14 protein-coding genes are annotated in these 16,611 nt (G+C 41.7%); 8 read left to right on the top strand and 6 right to left on the bottom strand.

Features of this window, described 5'->3' with window-relative positions; genetic code table 11:
• Positions 1-220: 220 nt before the first annotated feature.
• On the top strand, positions 221-1,213 hold the full coding sequence (locus QWZ17_RS25140; protein ID WP_290308092.1) for an AAA family ATPase: 993 nt from the start codon (positions 221-223) through the stop codon (positions 1,211-1,213).
• A gap of 180 nt (positions 1,214-1,393) precedes the next feature.
• Here the strand turns inward: QWZ17_RS25140 and QWZ17_RS25135 are convergent, their stop codons facing one another.
• The 5 genes from QWZ17_RS25135 to QWZ17_RS25115 all read right to left on the bottom strand — a co-directional run bounded on the left by QWZ17_RS25135 (position 1,394) and on the right by QWZ17_RS25115 (position 5,853).
• Positions 1,394-1,615 carry a hypothetical protein gene (locus QWZ17_RS25135; RefSeq protein WP_290308091.1) on the bottom strand — a complete coding sequence of 74 codons (222 nt, stop codon included), beginning with the start codon at positions 1,613-1,615 and terminating at the stop codon, positions 1,394-1,396.
• 117 nt (positions 1,616-1,732) lie between these two features.
• Positions 1,733-2,614 (bottom strand): cupin-like domain-containing protein, encoded by an 882-nt coding sequence (locus tag QWZ17_RS25130; protein WP_290308090.1) that lies wholly within the window; start codon positions 2,612-2,614, stop codon positions 1,733-1,735.
• 246 nt (positions 2,615-2,860) lie between these two features.
• Positions 2,861-3,409, bottom strand: coding sequence for a fasciclin domain-containing protein (locus tag QWZ17_RS25125; protein WP_290308089.1), 549 nt, complete (start codon positions 3,407-3,409; stop codon positions 2,861-2,863).
• A 218-nt stretch (positions 3,410-3,627) separates the two neighbouring features.
• Positions 3,628-4,749: a radical SAM family heme chaperone HemW gene (gene hemW, locus QWZ17_RS25120; protein WP_290308088.1), complete on the bottom strand. Its 1,122-nt coding sequence runs from the start codon at positions 4,747-4,749 to the stop codon at positions 3,628-3,630.
• A 54-nt stretch (positions 4,750-4,803) separates the two neighbouring features.
• Positions 4,804-5,853: a hypothetical protein gene (locus tag QWZ17_RS25115; RefSeq protein WP_290308087.1), complete on the bottom strand. Its 1,050-nt coding sequence runs from the start codon at positions 5,851-5,853 to the stop codon at positions 4,804-4,806.
• A 326-nt stretch (positions 5,854-6,179) separates the two neighbouring features.
• Between QWZ17_RS25115 and QWZ17_RS25110 the strand changes: the two genes are divergently transcribed.
• Positions 6,180-7,076, top strand: a complete 897-nt coding sequence (locus QWZ17_RS25110; protein WP_290308086.1) for a flavin reductase family protein — start codon at positions 6,180-6,182, stop codon at positions 7,074-7,076.
• A 132-nt stretch (positions 7,077-7,208) separates the two neighbouring features.
• Here the strand turns inward: QWZ17_RS25110 and QWZ17_RS25105 are convergent, their stop codons facing one another.
• Positions 7,209-7,904, bottom strand: coding sequence for a porin family protein (locus QWZ17_RS25105; protein WP_290308085.1), 696 nt, complete (start codon positions 7,902-7,904; stop codon positions 7,209-7,211).
• A 424-nt stretch (positions 7,905-8,328) separates the two neighbouring features.
• Here QWZ17_RS25105 and QWZ17_RS25100 point away from each other — a divergent pair, with 424 nt between their 5' ends.
• From QWZ17_RS25100 to porL, 6 genes are all read left to right on the top strand, one after another.
• Positions 8,329-11,487 (top strand): GH92 family glycosyl hydrolase, encoded by a 3,159-nt coding sequence (locus tag QWZ17_RS25100; protein ID WP_290308084.1) that lies wholly within the window; start codon positions 8,329-8,331, stop codon positions 11,485-11,487.
• An 87-nt stretch (positions 11,488-11,574) separates the two neighbouring features.
• Positions 11,575-12,345, top strand: a complete 771-nt coding sequence (locus QWZ17_RS25095) for a hypothetical protein (RefSeq protein WP_290308083.1) — start codon at positions 11,575-11,577, stop codon at positions 12,343-12,345.
• Between the two features lie 67 nt (positions 12,346-12,412).
• Complete coding sequence (locus QWZ17_RS25090; RefSeq protein WP_290308082.1) at positions 12,413-13,393, top strand: DUF4271 domain-containing protein; 981 nt, start codon at positions 12,413-12,415, stop codon at positions 13,391-13,393.
• Positions 13,394-13,406: 13 nt separating this feature from the next.
• Positions 13,407-14,171: a uroporphyrinogen-III synthase gene (locus tag QWZ17_RS25085; protein ID WP_290308093.1), complete on the top strand. Its 765-nt coding sequence runs from the start codon at positions 13,407-13,409 to the stop codon at positions 14,169-14,171.
• A gap of 253 nt (positions 14,172-14,424) precedes the next feature.
• On the top strand, positions 14,425-15,735 hold the full coding sequence (gene porK, locus QWZ17_RS25080) for a T9SS ring complex lipoprotein PorK/GldK (protein WP_290308081.1): 1,311 nt from the start codon (positions 14,425-14,427) through the stop codon (positions 15,733-15,735).
• A 51-nt stretch (positions 15,736-15,786) separates the two neighbouring features.
• Entirely contained in the window at positions 15,787-16,590 is an 804-nt protein-coding gene (gene porL, locus QWZ17_RS25075) for a type IX secretion system motor protein PorL/GldL (RefSeq protein ID WP_290308080.1), read from the top strand.
• The last annotated feature ends 21 nt before the right edge of the window (positions 16,591-16,611 follow it).

Below are 16,611 nucleotides of genomic sequence, written 5' to 3'. Positions count from 1 at the left end.
GCTGCTTCTTTGATACTATTTCTCGCCTGATCATGATTTAAATGATTTACTAATTTAGTAAACCTATTTCAGGACGAGACATCGCATGCAATCTCTGATGTTGACGAAAAATCCTGTTAATCTTAAAAAATCTGCTTAATCGCGGTTCAGACAAATAGACGCAAATACTTCATTTGAGATTTGCTCAAAGCTTTTTACATTTGCGGCGAGAGCTTAACGCATGAAAACAGGTTTGGTTATAGGCAAGTTTATGCCTTTGCACAAGGGGCACATTGCTTTAATTGATTTTGCTTTACAGCATTGTGATGACCTGATTGTGTTGGTAAGCGCCAGTTATGATGAACCCATTTGGGGAAGTGTACGACTGGAATGGCTGAAGGAAACGTATAAAGACAACCCCAAGGTACGCCCCTGGCTGCTTAATTACGATGAGGCTGTTTTACCCAATACCTCGGTATCATCAGAAGGGGTTTCGCGCATTTGGGCTAATTACCTGATTGAGCATTTGCCACCTATTGATGTCATTTTCGCGTCCGAACCTTATGGAGCATACATGGGGCGCTTTTTGAATTGCGAAGCTGTCATGTTTGATGAGCCGCGCACCATGGTGCCGGTATCTGCTACCCAAATAAGGGAAAAACCTTTTGCCTATTGGAATTTTTTGGCCGATGCCGCCAAACCATATTTTACCAAAAAGATTTGCCTCTTAGGAACGGAGTCGACCGGTAAAACTACCATGGCAAAAAGACTGGCCCATCATTTCCACACCATAGCAGTGCCCGAAATGGCGCGTGATATTCTGGAAAATACTAACGAATGTACTGAAGTCGATTTGTTACAGATAGCCGAACTGCATGCCAAAACCATTACCGAAAAACTAAAAGAAGCCAACAAAATTCTTTTTGTTGATACCGATATAAACATCACCCGATCGTACAGTCGGTTCTTGTTTGGTAAAGAATTGCAGGTGCCGGAGTGGGTAGATGCTGCCAATCATTTCGATTTGTATTTATACCTTGATGTGGATGCCCCTTACATACAGGATGGTACCCGGCTTAACGAAGAAGCTCGCCTAAAACTTGATGAAAGCCACAAACAGGAGTTAGCCGAACGAGGGGTTAGCTATGTTTTGATTCAGGGTGATGATTGGGACGAGCGCTTTGAAAAAGCCGGCAAAGCGGTAGTGCAGTATATTAAAACGGGGACGGTGTAATAATTGCTGTAGATTGGTTTTAAGAAATAAAAGGCAGTTATAGCAAATAATTAAATCCACCGTATATTTAAGGTGGAAATGCTGCTTAAATTTTAGCTTATACGCAAAGGCGTACCTGTTTACATGTAAACAGGTACGCCTTTTTATTTTGAAGTATACTTAAATGTATTTATAAAAATATTAAGCCTGAGCTTTCTTTTCGCCTGCGTAAGGGAGTGAGCCCATAAAAATAACAAGGCCAATACCAAAAGTAACAAAGCCAGCAAAAACCAATGCTGCTGAAGCGTCTAAGCCGTTAACAGAATCGGCAGCGTTAAAAGTGTGTTTTGGAGTAAAAATAAAGCCATATGCAATAGCTAAAATACCGGCGAATGTAACAGCAAGCCCTAAAATCTTTTTCATATTGTGTAATATAAAAGCTAAATATCCGGCAAATATAGATATAAACTTAGCTTGTGAAGTAATTAAATAAAAATTTCCATCAGCAAAATTCCGAACCCGGAACCCCGCAATCCGAACCTAATAAGGTTTCCCTGCGGCCAGTTCCTTATTAGCCCATTTTACGGCCAGTTCTTCGCGGAATTTGGCATATTTTTCTTTAAATACCATTTTAAGCACGCTATCAACTCCGCCTTTTACGGCAAGGTTATAAATACTCGCGGCTTTACGGCTTATGGATGCATCCCAGGCACGCAGGCTCAGGGAGTATGAACCGTCGATGTATTTCATCCAGTGCCAGTAGCCGGTAGGCATAAACAAGGTATCGCCATGCTCTAAATGTACGTCGGTACCTTCAACACCATCTAAAGCAGGGAATTTTTTAATATCCGGGTTTAATACATCATAATCCTCCAAAGCATAGGTTGCATTGGGGATACAGTATAAACGGCGTTTCCATTTGTTTTCAAACAAAATCACATGTTTGCGGCCGCCAAAATGGGTATGGAAAATATGTGGCAAATCAATATCGTAATGTAAAAACGTAACCGAATTTGAGCCGCCGAAGAACATACCCGGCATGCTTTCTAAAAAGCCACCCATGAGGTCTTTAGGTAACACTATATCGTTAAGCAGTTGTGGTGCTTGTTTAAATATATTGAAAAAGAAAATGCGTAATTCTGTAGGTTGACTACGGATGAGGTCCATATAGTCATCAAAAGGCATTTCTGTAGCCGATGAGTTAATAGGTTTTGAAGGATCGGCTTTGGAGTTATCATACAAAGGCACTACCTTTTTGCCAACAACTTCTTTCAGGTATTCGGGCGTCCATTTTTCGCGGGCAGGCCAGTTTTTGGTAAGGCCTTTAATTACCAGGGGGCGGCGCGGATCTAAATAATTCTTCTTAAAATCTTCAGGAGAAATATTTTCAACAGTATCAATCGGGTTAAGTATAAAACTCATATATGTTACCTTCCGGTTGTATTAATTTAAAATAGGGTACTTTTATATTACCAAAAAGTAAACAAAGGAACGAAATAAAATCTCAAAAGGTATCTATCCTAAGCTAAAATAATAAAACCGGGCGTCAAAAGCCACTCGACTAACCTTCATAAAATAAAAAGAGTTTGCAAACTGCCCAACGTGCAAATTGCAAACTCTTTTAAAAAGGCAGTAACTGCTTACCGCAAACCGCCTACTGCAAACTGATTATTTAGGCATTAAAACGGCGTTCACCACGTGAATAACACCATTGCTTTGGTTAACATCGGCAATGGTGATCCATGATTTGCCACCTTTTTCATCAACGAGGTATAATTTTTTGCCTTTGGCCATTACGGTTAATTTGCCACCGCTTACTGTATTCAGTTCGGCCTTGCCCATACCTGCTTTTACTTTGGCCCACAAATCGGCCGCGCTTAATTTGCCGGCTACTACGTGGTAAGTAAGAATTTTGGTAAGCGTTGCTTTGTTTTCTGGTTTTACCAGGTTATCAACGGTACCTGCCGGTAATTTGTTAAAAGCCTCGTTAGTTGGCGCAAAAACGGTGAAAGGTCCTGCAGATTCTAAGGTTTCAACCAAACCGGCAGCTTTAACAGCGGCAACCAGGGTGGTATGATCTTTTGAATTTACCGCGTTTTCAACAATGTTTTTAGTGGGGTACATTTCTGCACCGCCAACCATTTTAGTTTGGGCATTTGCTTTTGGGGCTACCGCGAAAGTTGCTAATGCAATAGCCGCTATGATTAATTTTTTCATAATGATAATTTTGATTAATAATGTTTAATGGCACCCTGAGGTGCGCAAGGGTTTTCTTTTACGGTTATTAAAATACCACGAGCTCTTGCTATTTTAATAACCAGGTAGTGTATGTTATTTAATGAAGATACGGGAGGTAATAAAGGATGGTTTTTACAGAACCGGTGTTTCTTACTCTATTACTGACTAATGAAAAAAAGATGTGAAGTTTGCCAGGCTTAAAAGAACAGTCCCGCAGCTATATGATCGGCGTATAACTTACCGGTGGGGGTTAAAAACAGTGTATTATCTTTTTGGATGATCCATTCCTTATCAAAAAACTCGCCGGTAGTTTTCATCAACTCATCGGCCGAGCCTTTTGCAATGGCATTTAACCGGTTAAGGTCAAGCCCCCAGATGGTGCGGATAGAGGTCATGATGTACTCATTCAACCGGTTTTCTTCTGTTAAGATTTCCGTTTCGGCAGGTATCTTGGCTATGTTGATAGCTTTGGTGTATTTGGCATTGTTGGCGATGTTCCATTGCCGGGTTTCGCCATTATAAGAGTGCGCCGATGGACCGATGCCCAGGTATTTTACACCCTGCCAGTAGTTGGAGTTATGCCTTGAATAATGCCCCGGTTTGCAAAAGTTTGAAATTTCGTAATGTTCAAAGCCATGATCGGTCATTGCTTGCATTAAAACCATAAACTGGGCGGCGCTTTGCTGCTCGTTCATGGGGGGCTGTTTCTTTTTGCTGATGAATGCCGCCAGCGCTGTCTCGGGTTCAACCGTCATGGAATAAGCCGAAATATGTGGAATGTTCAGCTCGAACATTTTATCAAGGTTGTGCTTCCACTTGGTATCGGTTAGCAACGGGTAGCCGTAAATTAAATCGGCAGTGATGTTTTCAAACCCGGCATCCTGTGCCCTTTTTACGGCCGATTCTGATTCCTTGGCCCGGTGCGCGCGGTTCATCCAAACCAAATCCTCATCAAAAAAAGATTGAATGCCGATGCTAAACCGATTAACGTTGGTTTGGCGCAGGGCCTTTATTTTAGCAGCGTCCAGATCATCGGGGTTAGCCTCCAGGGTAATTTCGGCGTTTGAGGCTACGGTATGCAGTTCGGTAATGGTATTGATAAGCAGGTGAATCTCATCGGCGGCCAACACCGACGGGGTGCCGCCGCCGAAGTAGATGGTTTCGATGGTTTCGCCGTTCAGGTAGTTTTTTTGCAGACCAATTTCGGCAACCAGGGCCTGCACCAACTCATCTTTATACTGCGGCGATGTACTAAAATGAAAATCGCAGTAATGACATGCCTGTTTGCAAAAAGGAATATGAATGTAGATGCCGGCCATGAGAAATAATAAGATGCAAAGTTAAGCTATGCTTGTGAGGAGCAGTTATTATTTTCACTTAATTAATTTATAATCTTGGGTATCTGTATATTTATCGGTAATCCATTGGCAAACATATCCGTATTCGTCCCAGGAAACAACTCGGACAAATATCTGTGATGCGGAAGATTTATCATTGTTTTTAAATGCCTGTTCATCGATCAATCCGAAAGTGTCTGGCGAAAGAAAGCCCCATACTAAAAATCTTCTTAAATCTACATTTCCTTTGTCGTCGGTATAATCCATTGAAATGTCATTCCTTGTAAATGTTGTCGGATCACCGTTAGTAGAGGCAAATCTTCCGGTTTTAATATATTCAGGAACAAATACTTTGTCGGTATACGGACAGCTAAACCAGGTGTCGGAAATATTCTCATTTAAATGAACTGATATTAGGTCCCATGTTTGTATTTCTTTCAGGATATTTTTAACCTTAGATTTAGCAAACGAGTTCCCAATTTTGGAATTAACAAGAATGCCGTCTTTGAAAACATAATCCATCAGGACTGATTTATTGCCATTAGGATAAATCACCATGATTAACCTGTAGTTTTTTTTGTCAAAAAAGTTTGTGGTTGTATAACCATTCTGTGCCTTTGCCTCTACCACAAAGCAATCAGCGTTTTCAAATTTGTGGTCGGGAAGCCGGGATAACTGATAATTAAGTTTTTTATAACCGTATTGAATTAGGCTATAGGTTTTGAGTTTCACTTCTTCTTTCGATTCAATATCAGTAATTTGAGTTACTGAGCTGCCATCTACCTTACTGATTTTTTCTCCATCGAAAAATATAGTCTGGGGGAGATAAGTTTTTGATAACATGCACTGAACATATTTCTCTCCCGTTTTTAATTTATCATGCACTACTTCTGTTGAATCGTTTGGCTCGGTAACCAAATAAGTAATCTGGGCCGAATTTATTTTTGATATTTGGAGTTCACCACCGCAAAAAACTAACGAAGAGTCTACAATTTGACTTGCAGTAAGCTTTTCCTGGTTCTGGGCAAATAAAAATGTGGGTAGCAAATAAATTAACGTTATTAAACTTCGTTTCGTCATCTTCATTATTATCAATGTGCTCTTCTTCTCAAATATATGCAGCAAATCTTTCTTTTAAAAACACAGGCTTTGGGGTATTTAAGCATATTGGTTTAAGCATTTGATTTGCTTAGGGAAATATTGGAGCCGGAGAGATGACCCTGGTGAGTTTCGAGTATTTGCAAATTAATTAAACATTCAATGTCTGCAATGTTTACCAAAATTTCTGCAATTTTATCGCTCAGCACAAGATGTCGCTATTTGTTAATGAATGGTGGCGAATCATTTTGCAGGCAGAAACCATACCCTTTATATACTTTTCTTATCACGAACTCACGTTAATAAAAAATTAAATGAGGTTAAAAACTATTGACGCGTCATCAGTAACACCGGCAGAAATGCAGGGTTATTTGCACTATGCCATTGCGCCCCGGCCCATATGTTTTGCATCCACTATTGATAAAAACGGCGAGGTTAATTTAAGTCCGTTTAGCTTTTTTAACGTGTTTAGTATCAATCCACCAATATTGGTTTTTTCACCGACCAGCAGAGCACGGGATAACACCACTAAGCATACGCTCGAAAACGTTTTGGAAGTGCCCGAATGTGTGATCAATATTGTGAGCTATGGTATGGTTCAACAAACCTATTTAACCAGTGCAGATTATCCACGAGGAGTAAATGAGTTTTACAAAGCAGGGTTTACTGAATTGGCTTCGGAGACAGTAAGGCCACCCAGGGTAGCAGAATCGAGCGTTCAATTGGAATGTGTAGTGAATGATGTGATATCATTGGGAAAAAACGGAGGAGCCGGCAATTTGGTTATCGCAGAGGTAAAACGGATGCATATTAATGAAGATATTTTGGATGCCGATGGAAAAATAGATCCTCATAAAATAGACCTGGTTGCGCGTTTAGGTGGCGATTGGTATTGTAGGGTAACCCGCGATAATTTGTTTAAAATTGCCAAACCAATAGATTGTAGCGGAGCAGGCATCGGCATAGATGCCTTTCCTGGAGAGGTTAAAAACTCCAGTATATTAACCGGGAATAATTTAGGGTTATTGGGACTTGTTAATGCACTACCGTCTGATGAGGACGTAGAAGCGTTTAGCAAAACCGATGAAATGAAAGTATTGCTTGATGCTGACATCGATAACCACATCCGAACCATGCGCCTGCACTTAAAAGCTAAAGATTTGTTAGATAACGGCCGTGTAATGGATGCCTGGAAAGTGTTGTTGATGTAGGTTGTACACCTTGTCATTTCCAATGGGTCAGATCTCCTACTCCAGACAGCATTGTTTTAGGGACAAAACAGCTTTATTGTTATTTAACCCTATTCTACTTCACATACCTACCGGTGGGCAAACTACCTGTTCTTAAAAGGAATATCCCAGCGATAAGCTAAGAGTCTTATTTTTTCCGTTGTATCTGGGGTCGTTTGATAAATTGGTAAGTCCCTGCTCATAATTAAAACTAATAAGCCATCCTTTATTTAAGGCAAATCCAAGTTTAGCGCCTAAGCCAACATCCGTAGCTTTTAGGTCGTCATAGCCCGAGCCATAGGTCACACTTTTACTGTCTTTAGTTGTTTGATTTGTGCTTGTTTCGCCGGGGCCTTCTTTAATATTGTAGCTTGCTTTGCCAGAAATGCCTATTCCAACATATGGCCCTCCTCCAAGGAAAAATTTACCGGGTCCAACCGGCAAATTGTAAATAACATTTAAAGGCATCTCCAGGTAGTTTAATCGCAATACGTCTTTTCGGCTAAGCGAATTATTAGCATTGCTACCGGTCGAAAACGAATATGGTACGCCTCCCTTTGTGGTATAAAGCAATCCTGCTTGTATAGCTATTTTTCCAACAGGATATGCAGCAAGTACACCTGCATTAAACCCGATAAGCTTTGAATTTGGGAAGGTTTCACCAGCTATGGCTACCCGTTTTATAAAATCGTCTGGAATATTGGATGCCGTAGATGAATTTACTCCGGCGACAATTGTAAATTTCATGCTTTGTGCTAAAGCACCAGTTACAAACCCTGACAAAACAATTATCAGTAAGAATTTCTTCATAAAATGATAAGGCTATATTAAATGTAATGTTAATATTAAATAGAATAAAAAGCGATGATGGATTAACTTAAATTATACCTCTAAGTAGCATGTATATGAAGTTGTTAATCTATAACTTTTTTCGACAGATTAATATTATGAGTTATACTCTGTTTTTAAAAAGACGATCTTGACTACAGTGTTGCGCAATAATTGACTTTCTTAAGTCAAGTTATTGTGTGCCAATGATAAACTCTATTTTTGGCATGCTATAGCTTGGCTAAAAAACTTATATTCGACAGAATAAAAATTTGAAGCGGCCATATATCAATCTGAATAAGCAGCCCCAATACATGTGGTATAAAAATTGCATTTCAATAGTTTTAAAATTTAATCTAATTTAATATGTTTGTACAATACAACAAATAAAACGACTAACCTCTGTATGTACGCTAAAAAAAGAATATTAATTGTAATAGGATTGTTTTGCTTTTACCTGTTAACCGCAACCGCCCAGCAAAAAGTAGTATGGCAAATAGGCAAGGCTGATAACAGTAGCGCCGGCCTGGCATTAGCCCCTGCCGACTATGATCATTTTTTATATAAAGATTTTGGTTGGGAAGATCGCTATTACCTGGTTGGCTTTTCAAAACCAGGAACAGACTGGCCATATGCTTTACCAGGTATTAAAGATGGCTGGGGTGGCACCGGTGCTACATCTGGTACCCGCACCAATGTGTTAAACATTCTTTTCGGCATAGCAAACCTGCCGCAAAATAATTTTGGCAGTCTTATCATTAATCTTGCCGGTTATAATAATAATGAGCCGCCTTTATTTAAGGTAACAGTGAACGGGCAGGAGTTTAAATACCAGTTTCCTAAAAAAGCAACGCGGGATAGCTCTATTTACGGCAACTTGAAAAAAAGCAACCCTTATAAAATAGTTATCGATATAAAGCCTGGCATGCTGCACAAAGGGGGCAACGAAATTCAGCTAACTACGCTTGATGGCTCCTGGATGGTGTTTGACCAGGTGGCGATGACCGGCTCGCAGAAACTGGAATTGGTAAACCCCAAAGATATTTTTGTGCGCGAAGTTAAAGCGGCCGATTACGAGGTTAGTAATAACGGAGTTCGTTTTCAACCCCTGTTGGTTGATGTGCAACACCTTACCGGTACACCAAAACTATCAGTTAAGTTAGATGGAAAACAGGTGTTCGAGCAAAATGTCGATTCGGCCAGGTACCAGTTGGAGGTACCTATGCCTGCGGTTACATCGCCCAAAACAAGTAATTATGCTGTATATAGTAATGGCGTGTTGTTGCAAACCGGAACCGTGAAAAGATCGGCACAAGCGATTGCCACACCTGCCGATTATGGTAATACCCGTATAGGTACAGCTCATTCGCGCTGGATGATAGCGCCGGGGCCGTGGATGCCTTTTAGCATGGTAAAGTTAAGTCCGGATAACCAGAACGAGGGCTGGTCGGCAGGGTACGATCCTGCTTTTGAAAGCGTAGGCACCTTTAGCCACATTCACGAATGGACAATGGCGGGCCTTGGTGTTTTCCCAACAAGTGGCGGCTTAAAAACCCAGGTTGGCGATGAAGCTAAAACCGGCGACGGTTATCGTTCAAAAATTGATAAAGCTACCGAAGAAGCAAAAATAGGTTACTACAAGGTACAGCTTACCAATTACAATATTAAAGCCGAGCTTACTGCTACTACCCGTTGCAGTTTTATGCGCTACACTTACCCTAAGGGCACCAATGCCCGGGTGATGATTGATTTAATGATTCCGGCCGAGTATGGGTATAATTTAAAAGATATCAGTTTTAAAAAGATAAGCGATACCCGTATTGAAGGCTACAGCAGGCAATTTTCTGGCGATGTATGGTCGGGAGGGGTTAACCAGGACTATACCATTCACTTTGTGATAGAGTTTGACAGGCCTTTTAAAAAGTTTGGTACCTGGGTAAATAACAATGTTACCGATAAAGATGTAACGGCAGCTATCGACCCTAAAAAGGCGGGCGCTTTTGTTGAGTTTGATACCAATGTTAACCCGGTTATTCAAGTGCGTACCGGTATTTCATTGGTGAGCATTAACAACGCTGCCGAAAATCTGCAAACAGAAATTACAAAACCTTTTGGCTGGAGTTTTGATAAAGTGCGCCAGGCGCAAAAAGATACCTGGAATAATTTATTTGGCCGGTTGGAAGTAAGCAGTAATGATTATCGCGAAAAAATGCGCTTTTATACCAACATGTACCGCGGCCTGGCCAGCCGCAATACCTGGAGCGATGTAAACGGGCAATGGATTGATGCTTCAAAGCGGGTACAACAGTTTACAGATGGTAAGTCGGTTGCTTTGGGCTGCGATGCCTTTTGGAATACGTTTTGGAACTTGAACCAGTACTGGAATTTGGTTACACCGGAGTGGTCGTCAAAATGGGTGCATTCGCAATTGGCTATGTACAATGCCAACGGTTGGCTGGCTAAAGGCCCCGCCGGGATGAACTATGTACCGGTAATGGTTGCAGAGCATGAAATTCCGCTGTTGGTGAGTGCCTACCAGATGGGCATCCGCGATTTCGACGCGCAGAAAGTTTTTGAAGCCGTAAATAAAATGCAAACCACACCGGCTCAAAAAGTGGGAACGGCCGGCTTTGCCGGTAATGAAGATTTACAGGCTTACCTTAAATATAAATACGTGCCTTATGATCTGGGCCGTTTTTCAAACACTTTGGAATATGCTTATGACGATTGGACGGTATCGCAGCTAGCTAAATCATTAAGCAAGCAAAAGGAGTACGATGTGTTTCATGAGCGCTCGGGCTATTGGAAAAACATCATCGACCCCGAAAGTGGTTATGCCCGCTTAAAAAAATCTGATGGTACGTGGTTCCCTAATTTTGATCCCTTTAAATCTGGTGCTAACGAGCACTATGTAGAAGGCAACGCCTGGCAGCTTACCTATTTTGTACCGCAGGATGTACCCGGCTTAGCCAACGCCATTGGGGTTGATAAATTTATCAAACGCCTGGAGTGGGGCTTTGGAGAAAGCGACAAGCTAAGGTTCAACGCACCCGGCGATCAGTATTGGGATTTCCCGGTAATACAGGGTAACCAGCAATCGATGCATTTCGCGTTCCTCTTCAACTGGGTTAAAAGGCCCTGGCTTACCCAGCGCTGGAGCCGTGCCATTGTTGATCGTTTTTATGGCTTTGGCGAATCAAACGCCTACCTGGGCGATGAAGACCAGGGGCAAATGAGCTCATGGTTTGTGATGAACGCGATAGGCCTGTTCCAAACCGATGGCGGCGCAAGCGCTAAGCCATTGTATGAAATAGGCAGCCCGATATTCCCAAAAGTTACCATCCATCTGAATGGGCAATACGGCAGGGGGCAAAGCTTCACCATTGAGGCCGTTAATGTATCGCGCAATAACAAATACGTGCAAAGCGCTACGCTGAACGGCAAAGAATGGCAATCGTTCAGTTTCCCGGCGGCCGAACTGTTGAAAGGCGGTAACCTGGTGCTTAAAATGGGCGATAAGCCTAATACCAATTGGGGTACGGCGGATGTGCCGGTATCGCAGTAAAAGTGTCGCGGATTCCAGACTTACGAAGTTTCAGAAACTTCGTAAGTCTTTCGCTGGTTTGCCTATCTTTAGTGCAACCAATCAAACATGAACTTTAAACTTATAGCCTTTTTATTCCCCTGCCTTTTGATGGCATCCATTAGTATTGCCCAGCAAAAAGGGAAAGTGATACAAATAGATATTGATACCTTATTAAACGCACGCCCGGTAACCACTTTTACAGATGGTAGCTTAACCAGCTGGACAAAAGGGATAGATGGTGGCGGCGATGGCGATGGGTACCTTACCATGGCCGCAGCGGTATTTCATGGCGATAAAGCTCCGCATGCCCTGCCCGATGTTTCTTTAATCCCGGCTAATGCCAGCCATCCGGCCGTTAAACTTCATTATGATAATGCCAATAATTGGAACAACCAGGCCCGTTATGTGGCAGGCGAGGGGAGTTTTGCTTTTGATGTACTGCACAGAAAGTATACAGGCATGTACCTGGGCCTAACCAGTTCTGAAGGCCCATCGCAATTAAAAATCACGTTGGTTTACCAGGATGGCATCGAAACGAAAGAATTTAACCTGCCCGATTATTATAATGATATCCCCGCCACCGATGCCAATTTTAGCTACCTGGTGCATGACCTGGCCAAATGGGGTAAAAAAGACGTGATGACCGAAAAGGATCACCACAATATCGATGTTCTCAATATTCACCCCGACCCCAAACGTATTCTTTTAAGGATATCGGTAAGCAAAACTAAGCCGGGCTTCCTGGTGTTTTGGTCGGCCACTGGGGTAACGGTTGTTCGTAAGTCTATACACGGCGGCGGTGTTAATAAAAAGTCGCCCCAGCCGGGTGAGAATTAATAGCCGGCTACCAAAACAACCAATTATTACCGTAATTTTGCAGCCAAATTAAAAGGTTGATTTTTAGATGCGATTTTTTGCCTGTTGCTTGCTAATGGTTTTATGGGGTATAACTGCTGCGGCTGCGCAACAGGATACTACAGGTAAACCAGCAACACCTAAGTACAGGCACATCAGCATGGGCGGTAACTCCCTGCTCGATTCTGTAGCCAATGCCATGCAAAACCGCAAAGCATTCGTATCAGATTCCATTGCCATGCAGTACATCCGCATGCCCGATTCCACTACCCACAACAGCGCTTATCTCGATAGCTTAATAGATCATACGGTATATAAGGGCTATGGCTTTTTAGATCTGCACTTAAAAACCAAAAGTAAAGTTAAGGATGGCCTTACCCGCCCCCTGCGCGATCCTTGGGTTATCCTCATCATTATTGGGCTATTACTGTATACCGCCTTGCTAAACATGGCCCTTAATAACGATGTAACTTTTGTATTACAATCGTTTTATAGCAAGCGGGTACTATCGGCAGCCGGTAAAGATGACGGTGTGGTAAGCACCTGGGCATTTTTGGGGTTGTTCCTGTTGTTTTGCTTAACACTGGGCTTATTTTTATACCAGTTGGCAGCCTATAAGGGGGTTTATTATACCTCAAGCGGTACCCGGCTTTTTGTGTTGGTTACAGTGGGCGTTGTAACATTGTTTGCCTTAAAATTCATTGTGCTTAAGGTGCTTGGGTTTATATTTGATATTAACCGGCTGGTAAGCGAATACCTTAACATATTACATCTTACTTATTTTAATATAGCGTTTGTGTTTTTACCGGTGGTGATATGTTTTAGCCTACTTGCAGCGCAATATATACCTGCATTGCTTTGGTTTACCCTCATCATTATTATTATAATTTTCATATGGCAATACGTACGAAGCAGCGTAAATATAATTTCTACTTTCAGATTTCATAAGTTTTATTTATTTACGTATCTTTGTGCCCTCGAAATTTGCCCTATTTTGATTTTAATAAAGGCATTGAATATTAGGATTTAGGTTAGTTAAAAGAATAGACTTGGAAGACAGAAAGAAAAAGGTTAAAAGTATTTTAGTTACTTTATCAAAGCCCGAAAACGATAAAAATCCGTACGCCGAGCTGGCCAAAAAGCTTAACCTGAAAATTGATTTCAGATCATTTATTCATGTTGAGGGTGTGCCCGCCAAGGATTTCAGAAAGGAAAAGATTAACCTGGCTGATTTTACCGCGGTTATTTTCACCAGCCGTAACTCTGCCGATCATTTCTTCCGCATTTGCGAAGAGATGCGTTTTGAGGTACCTGTTGAAATGAAATATTTCTGCCTTTCAGAAACTATCGCGCTTTATCTTCAAAAATATATTCAATACCGTAAACGCAAAATCTTTTTTGGCAAACAAACCGCGGCCGACCTGGCCGAGGTGCTTAAAAAACACTCTGCCGAAAAGTTTCTTTACCCATGCTCTGACGTGGCTGCCGAAGAAACCCAACGCTTTTTGTTAGAGAACGGTTATAACTTTACACCTGCCGTGCTTTTCCGTACGGTTTGCAGCGATCTTTCAGATCTGGCTGATGTATTTTATGATGTTATCGCTTTCTTTAGCCCATCAAGCATTCAATCCCTTTACAAAAACTTTCCCGATTTTAAACAGAACAATACGCGCATAGCTGCTTTTGGTGCTACCACGCACAAGGCGGTGCTTGAGGCTGGTTTAATCCTGGATGTACCTGCTCCAACTCCTGGCGCTCCATCCATGACTATGGCTATTGAGCAATACTGCAAACTGGTAAATAAATAAAAAATAGAAATTTATTTAACCTTATTGCAACTTTCCCGTTTGCAATAGCGTATTAATGGCATCTGATAATCACCGCTGTGGGGTATCAGATGGTAATATTTCATATGGTAATTTGCTGTTAAAATAATGCCGAACGCATTTCATAGGCCTTTTTATGGCTTTAATCAAATGTTTTTTGGCACGTAATGCAAAATTGATATATTCGGGGGTCTCATAATGTTATAGTTTTTATAACTGAATTTTGATTTTAAAAATGAAGCAGATATACTTTTTAATAGTTGTTTTAGCGAGTGGAATTCTAAGCGGTTGCGGTGGCGGCGGCGACAGGGGTGAATTAACCGGTGTTCCGCAAAGATCATTTAAAGCCGAAGTGCCTTACGGAATGGTTTATATTCCCGGTGGCTCTTTTATGATGGGCCAAACAGATCAGGATGTAACCTTCGCACAAACAGCACAGCCTAAACAGGTTACCGAATCTCCATTCTTTATGGATCAAACCGAGATCACCAATAGCCAGTACAAAAAATTTGTTTTCTGGGTACGTGACTCTATCGCTATCACCAACTACGTTAACGACAATAAATATTATATCCAAACTAAAGGCAAGCCTGCAAGCGCGAGCGGCAAAAGATATATCAACTGGGCTTACGTTCAAAAAAATCCGGTTTGGGCTAATAAAAAAGGTGCTGCAAGCAACAAATCAAAACTTCAGGGTATGTTTTACCAGAATGAAGACCGCGTATTTGACCGCGACGAGCTTGACGTTCGCCTTTTAAAATACAACTACGCTTTAATGGTGCTGCGCGATGCGGCTAACCACCGTAACGATCCAAAATCACGCCGTTCTGATTTCATTTTACGCGATACCGTAAATGTTTACCCGGATACGCTAGTTTGGTTAAGCGATTTTTCATACGCCGCCAACGAGCCAATGGTTGAGGCTTATTTCTCTCACCCGGCTTTCCGTAACTATCCGGTAGTGGGCGTTACCTGGAGGCAGGCAAGGGCTTTCACCGTTTGGCGCACACGTTATAACACTGCTTATAAAGACGCGCATCATTTGCCGCCACGCGCAGACTACCGCTTACCAAACGAAGGCGAATTTGAATATGCCGCCCGCGGTGGCAGGTTAGGTACCGATTACCCATGGGGTGGCCCGTACATCAAAAATGCTAAAGGCTGTTTACTGGCCAACTTTAAGCCGGGCCGTGGTAATTATACCGATGATGGCGGCGCTTATACTGTAAACGTACGTTCGTATTTCCCTAACGATTACGGTTTATATAACATGGCAGGCAACGTAGCCGAATGGACTTCATCGGCATTCGACGAATCTGCATCAACATTTGTACATGATTTAAACCCAACATTCGCGGTTGAGGCCAAATCTTCCGATCCTGAAGTGATTAAACGTAAAGTTGTTCGCGGCGGGTCATGGAAAGATATCGGTTACTTTCTACAAAACTCAACCCGTACTTATGAGTATCAGGATACCGCTAAATCATACATCGGTTTCCGTTGCGTAACCAGCTACCTGGGGCGCGATATTAGAGACAAACATTAACAAAACACATAAACACCAACACACTCTAAAACAAAGTTATTTCTGATTATTATGGCAGGAAAGAAAAAACCATTCGGGATAGGAAACATAATTTCAATCGGTGCAACGGTTGTTATCATCGGGTTGTTATTTAAAATACAGCACTGGAAATTCGCATCAGAGTTCATTACAGCAGGTTTAGGTACCGAAGCAGTGTTATTCTTTATTTTAGGTTTACAACGCGAAGACAAAGAAGTAGACTGGGTACGTGTGTATCCCGAACTTAACGAAGATTTTCAGGGCGAGTTACCAAAATCATCATCTCGTCCGGCAGCGATCAGTGCATCAAACAGCACAGCAGCATTAGATAAAATGTTAGATGATGCCAAAATTGGTCCGGAGCTGGTACGTAGCCTGGGCGATGGTTTAAGAACATTTGGCGATAAAGTTGCCGCTATATCACGGGTAACCGATGCAGGCGAAGCCACAGTGGCCTTCACCAATAAAGTAAAAGCAGCTACAGCAAGCTATGATAATTTAAGCACAGCTTTTGAAAAAGCATCGGCTAACTTAACCGAAATGGCTAACTCAAATGTTGATTCAAAAGCTTACCATGACCAGGTGAATAAACTGGCTAAAAACTTAGGTTCATTAAATGCGGTTTATGAATTGGAATTACAGGATTCAAGCGCGCACTTAAAATCAATGAACAAGTTTTACCAAAACCTTGCTTTAACCATGAACAACTTCAACGAATCATTAGATGATTCAAAACAGTTTAAGGATGAAGTAGGACGTTTAGCTAAAAATCTGGGTGCATTGAACGCTATTTACGGCAATATGCTTACCGCGATGAACCACACGCGTGTTAGTTAATTATTAATAGATTTTTTTAAA

The organism is Mucilaginibacter flavus (assembly GCF_030409315.1).
Taxonomy (GTDB): Bacteria; Bacteroidota; Bacteroidia; order Sphingobacteriales; family Sphingobacteriaceae; genus Mucilaginibacter; species Mucilaginibacter flavus.
The sequence above is the reverse complement of the archived record's forward strand: the minus strand, read 5'-3'. Positions and strand labels throughout refer to the sequence as shown.

What these genes read in the sequence shown, in the direction of transcription:
- QWZ17_RS25140 (WP_290308092.1), top strand. Translation starts at nt 221, where the DNA reads ATGAAAACAGGTTTGGTTATAGGCAAGTTTATGCCTTTGCACAAGGGG.
- QWZ17_RS25135 (WP_290308091.1), bottom strand. Translation starts at nt 1,615, where the DNA reads ATGAAAAAGATTTTAGGGCTTGCTGTTACATTCGCCGGTATTTTAGCT.
- QWZ17_RS25130 (WP_290308090.1), bottom strand. Translation starts at nt 2,614, where the DNA reads ATGAGTTTTATACTTAACCCGATTGATACTGTTGAAAATATTTCTCCT.
- QWZ17_RS25125 (WP_290308089.1), bottom strand. Translation starts at nt 3,409, where the DNA reads ATGAAAAAATTAATCATAGCGGCTATTGCATTAGCAACTTTCGCGGTA.
- hemW (WP_290308088.1), bottom strand. Translation starts at nt 4,749, where the DNA reads ATGGCCGGCATCTACATTCATATTCCTTTTTGCAAACAGGCATGTCAT.
- QWZ17_RS25115 (WP_290308087.1), bottom strand. Translation starts at nt 5,853, where the DNA reads ATGAAGATGACGAAACGAAGTTTAATAACGTTAATTTATTTGCTACCC.
- QWZ17_RS25110 (WP_290308086.1), top strand. Translation starts at nt 6,180, where the DNA reads ATGAGGTTAAAAACTATTGACGCGTCATCAGTAACACCGGCAGAAATG.
- QWZ17_RS25105 (WP_290308085.1), bottom strand. Translation starts at nt 7,904, where the DNA reads ATGAAGAAATTCTTACTGATAATTGTTTTGTCAGGGTTTGTAACTGGT.
- QWZ17_RS25100 (WP_290308084.1), top strand. Translation starts at nt 8,329, where the DNA reads ATGTACGCTAAAAAAAGAATATTAATTGTAATAGGATTGTTTTGCTTT.
- QWZ17_RS25095 (WP_290308083.1), top strand. Translation starts at nt 11,575, where the DNA reads ATGAACTTTAAACTTATAGCCTTTTTATTCCCCTGCCTTTTGATGGCA.
- QWZ17_RS25090 (WP_290308082.1), top strand. Translation starts at nt 12,413, where the DNA reads ATGCGATTTTTTGCCTGTTGCTTGCTAATGGTTTTATGGGGTATAACT.
- porK (WP_290308081.1), top strand. Translation starts at nt 14,425, where the DNA reads ATGAAGCAGATATACTTTTTAATAGTTGTTTTAGCGAGTGGAATTCTA.
- porL (WP_290308080.1), top strand. Translation starts at nt 15,787, where the DNA reads ATGGCAGGAAAGAAAAAACCATTCGGGATAGGAAACATAATTTCAATC.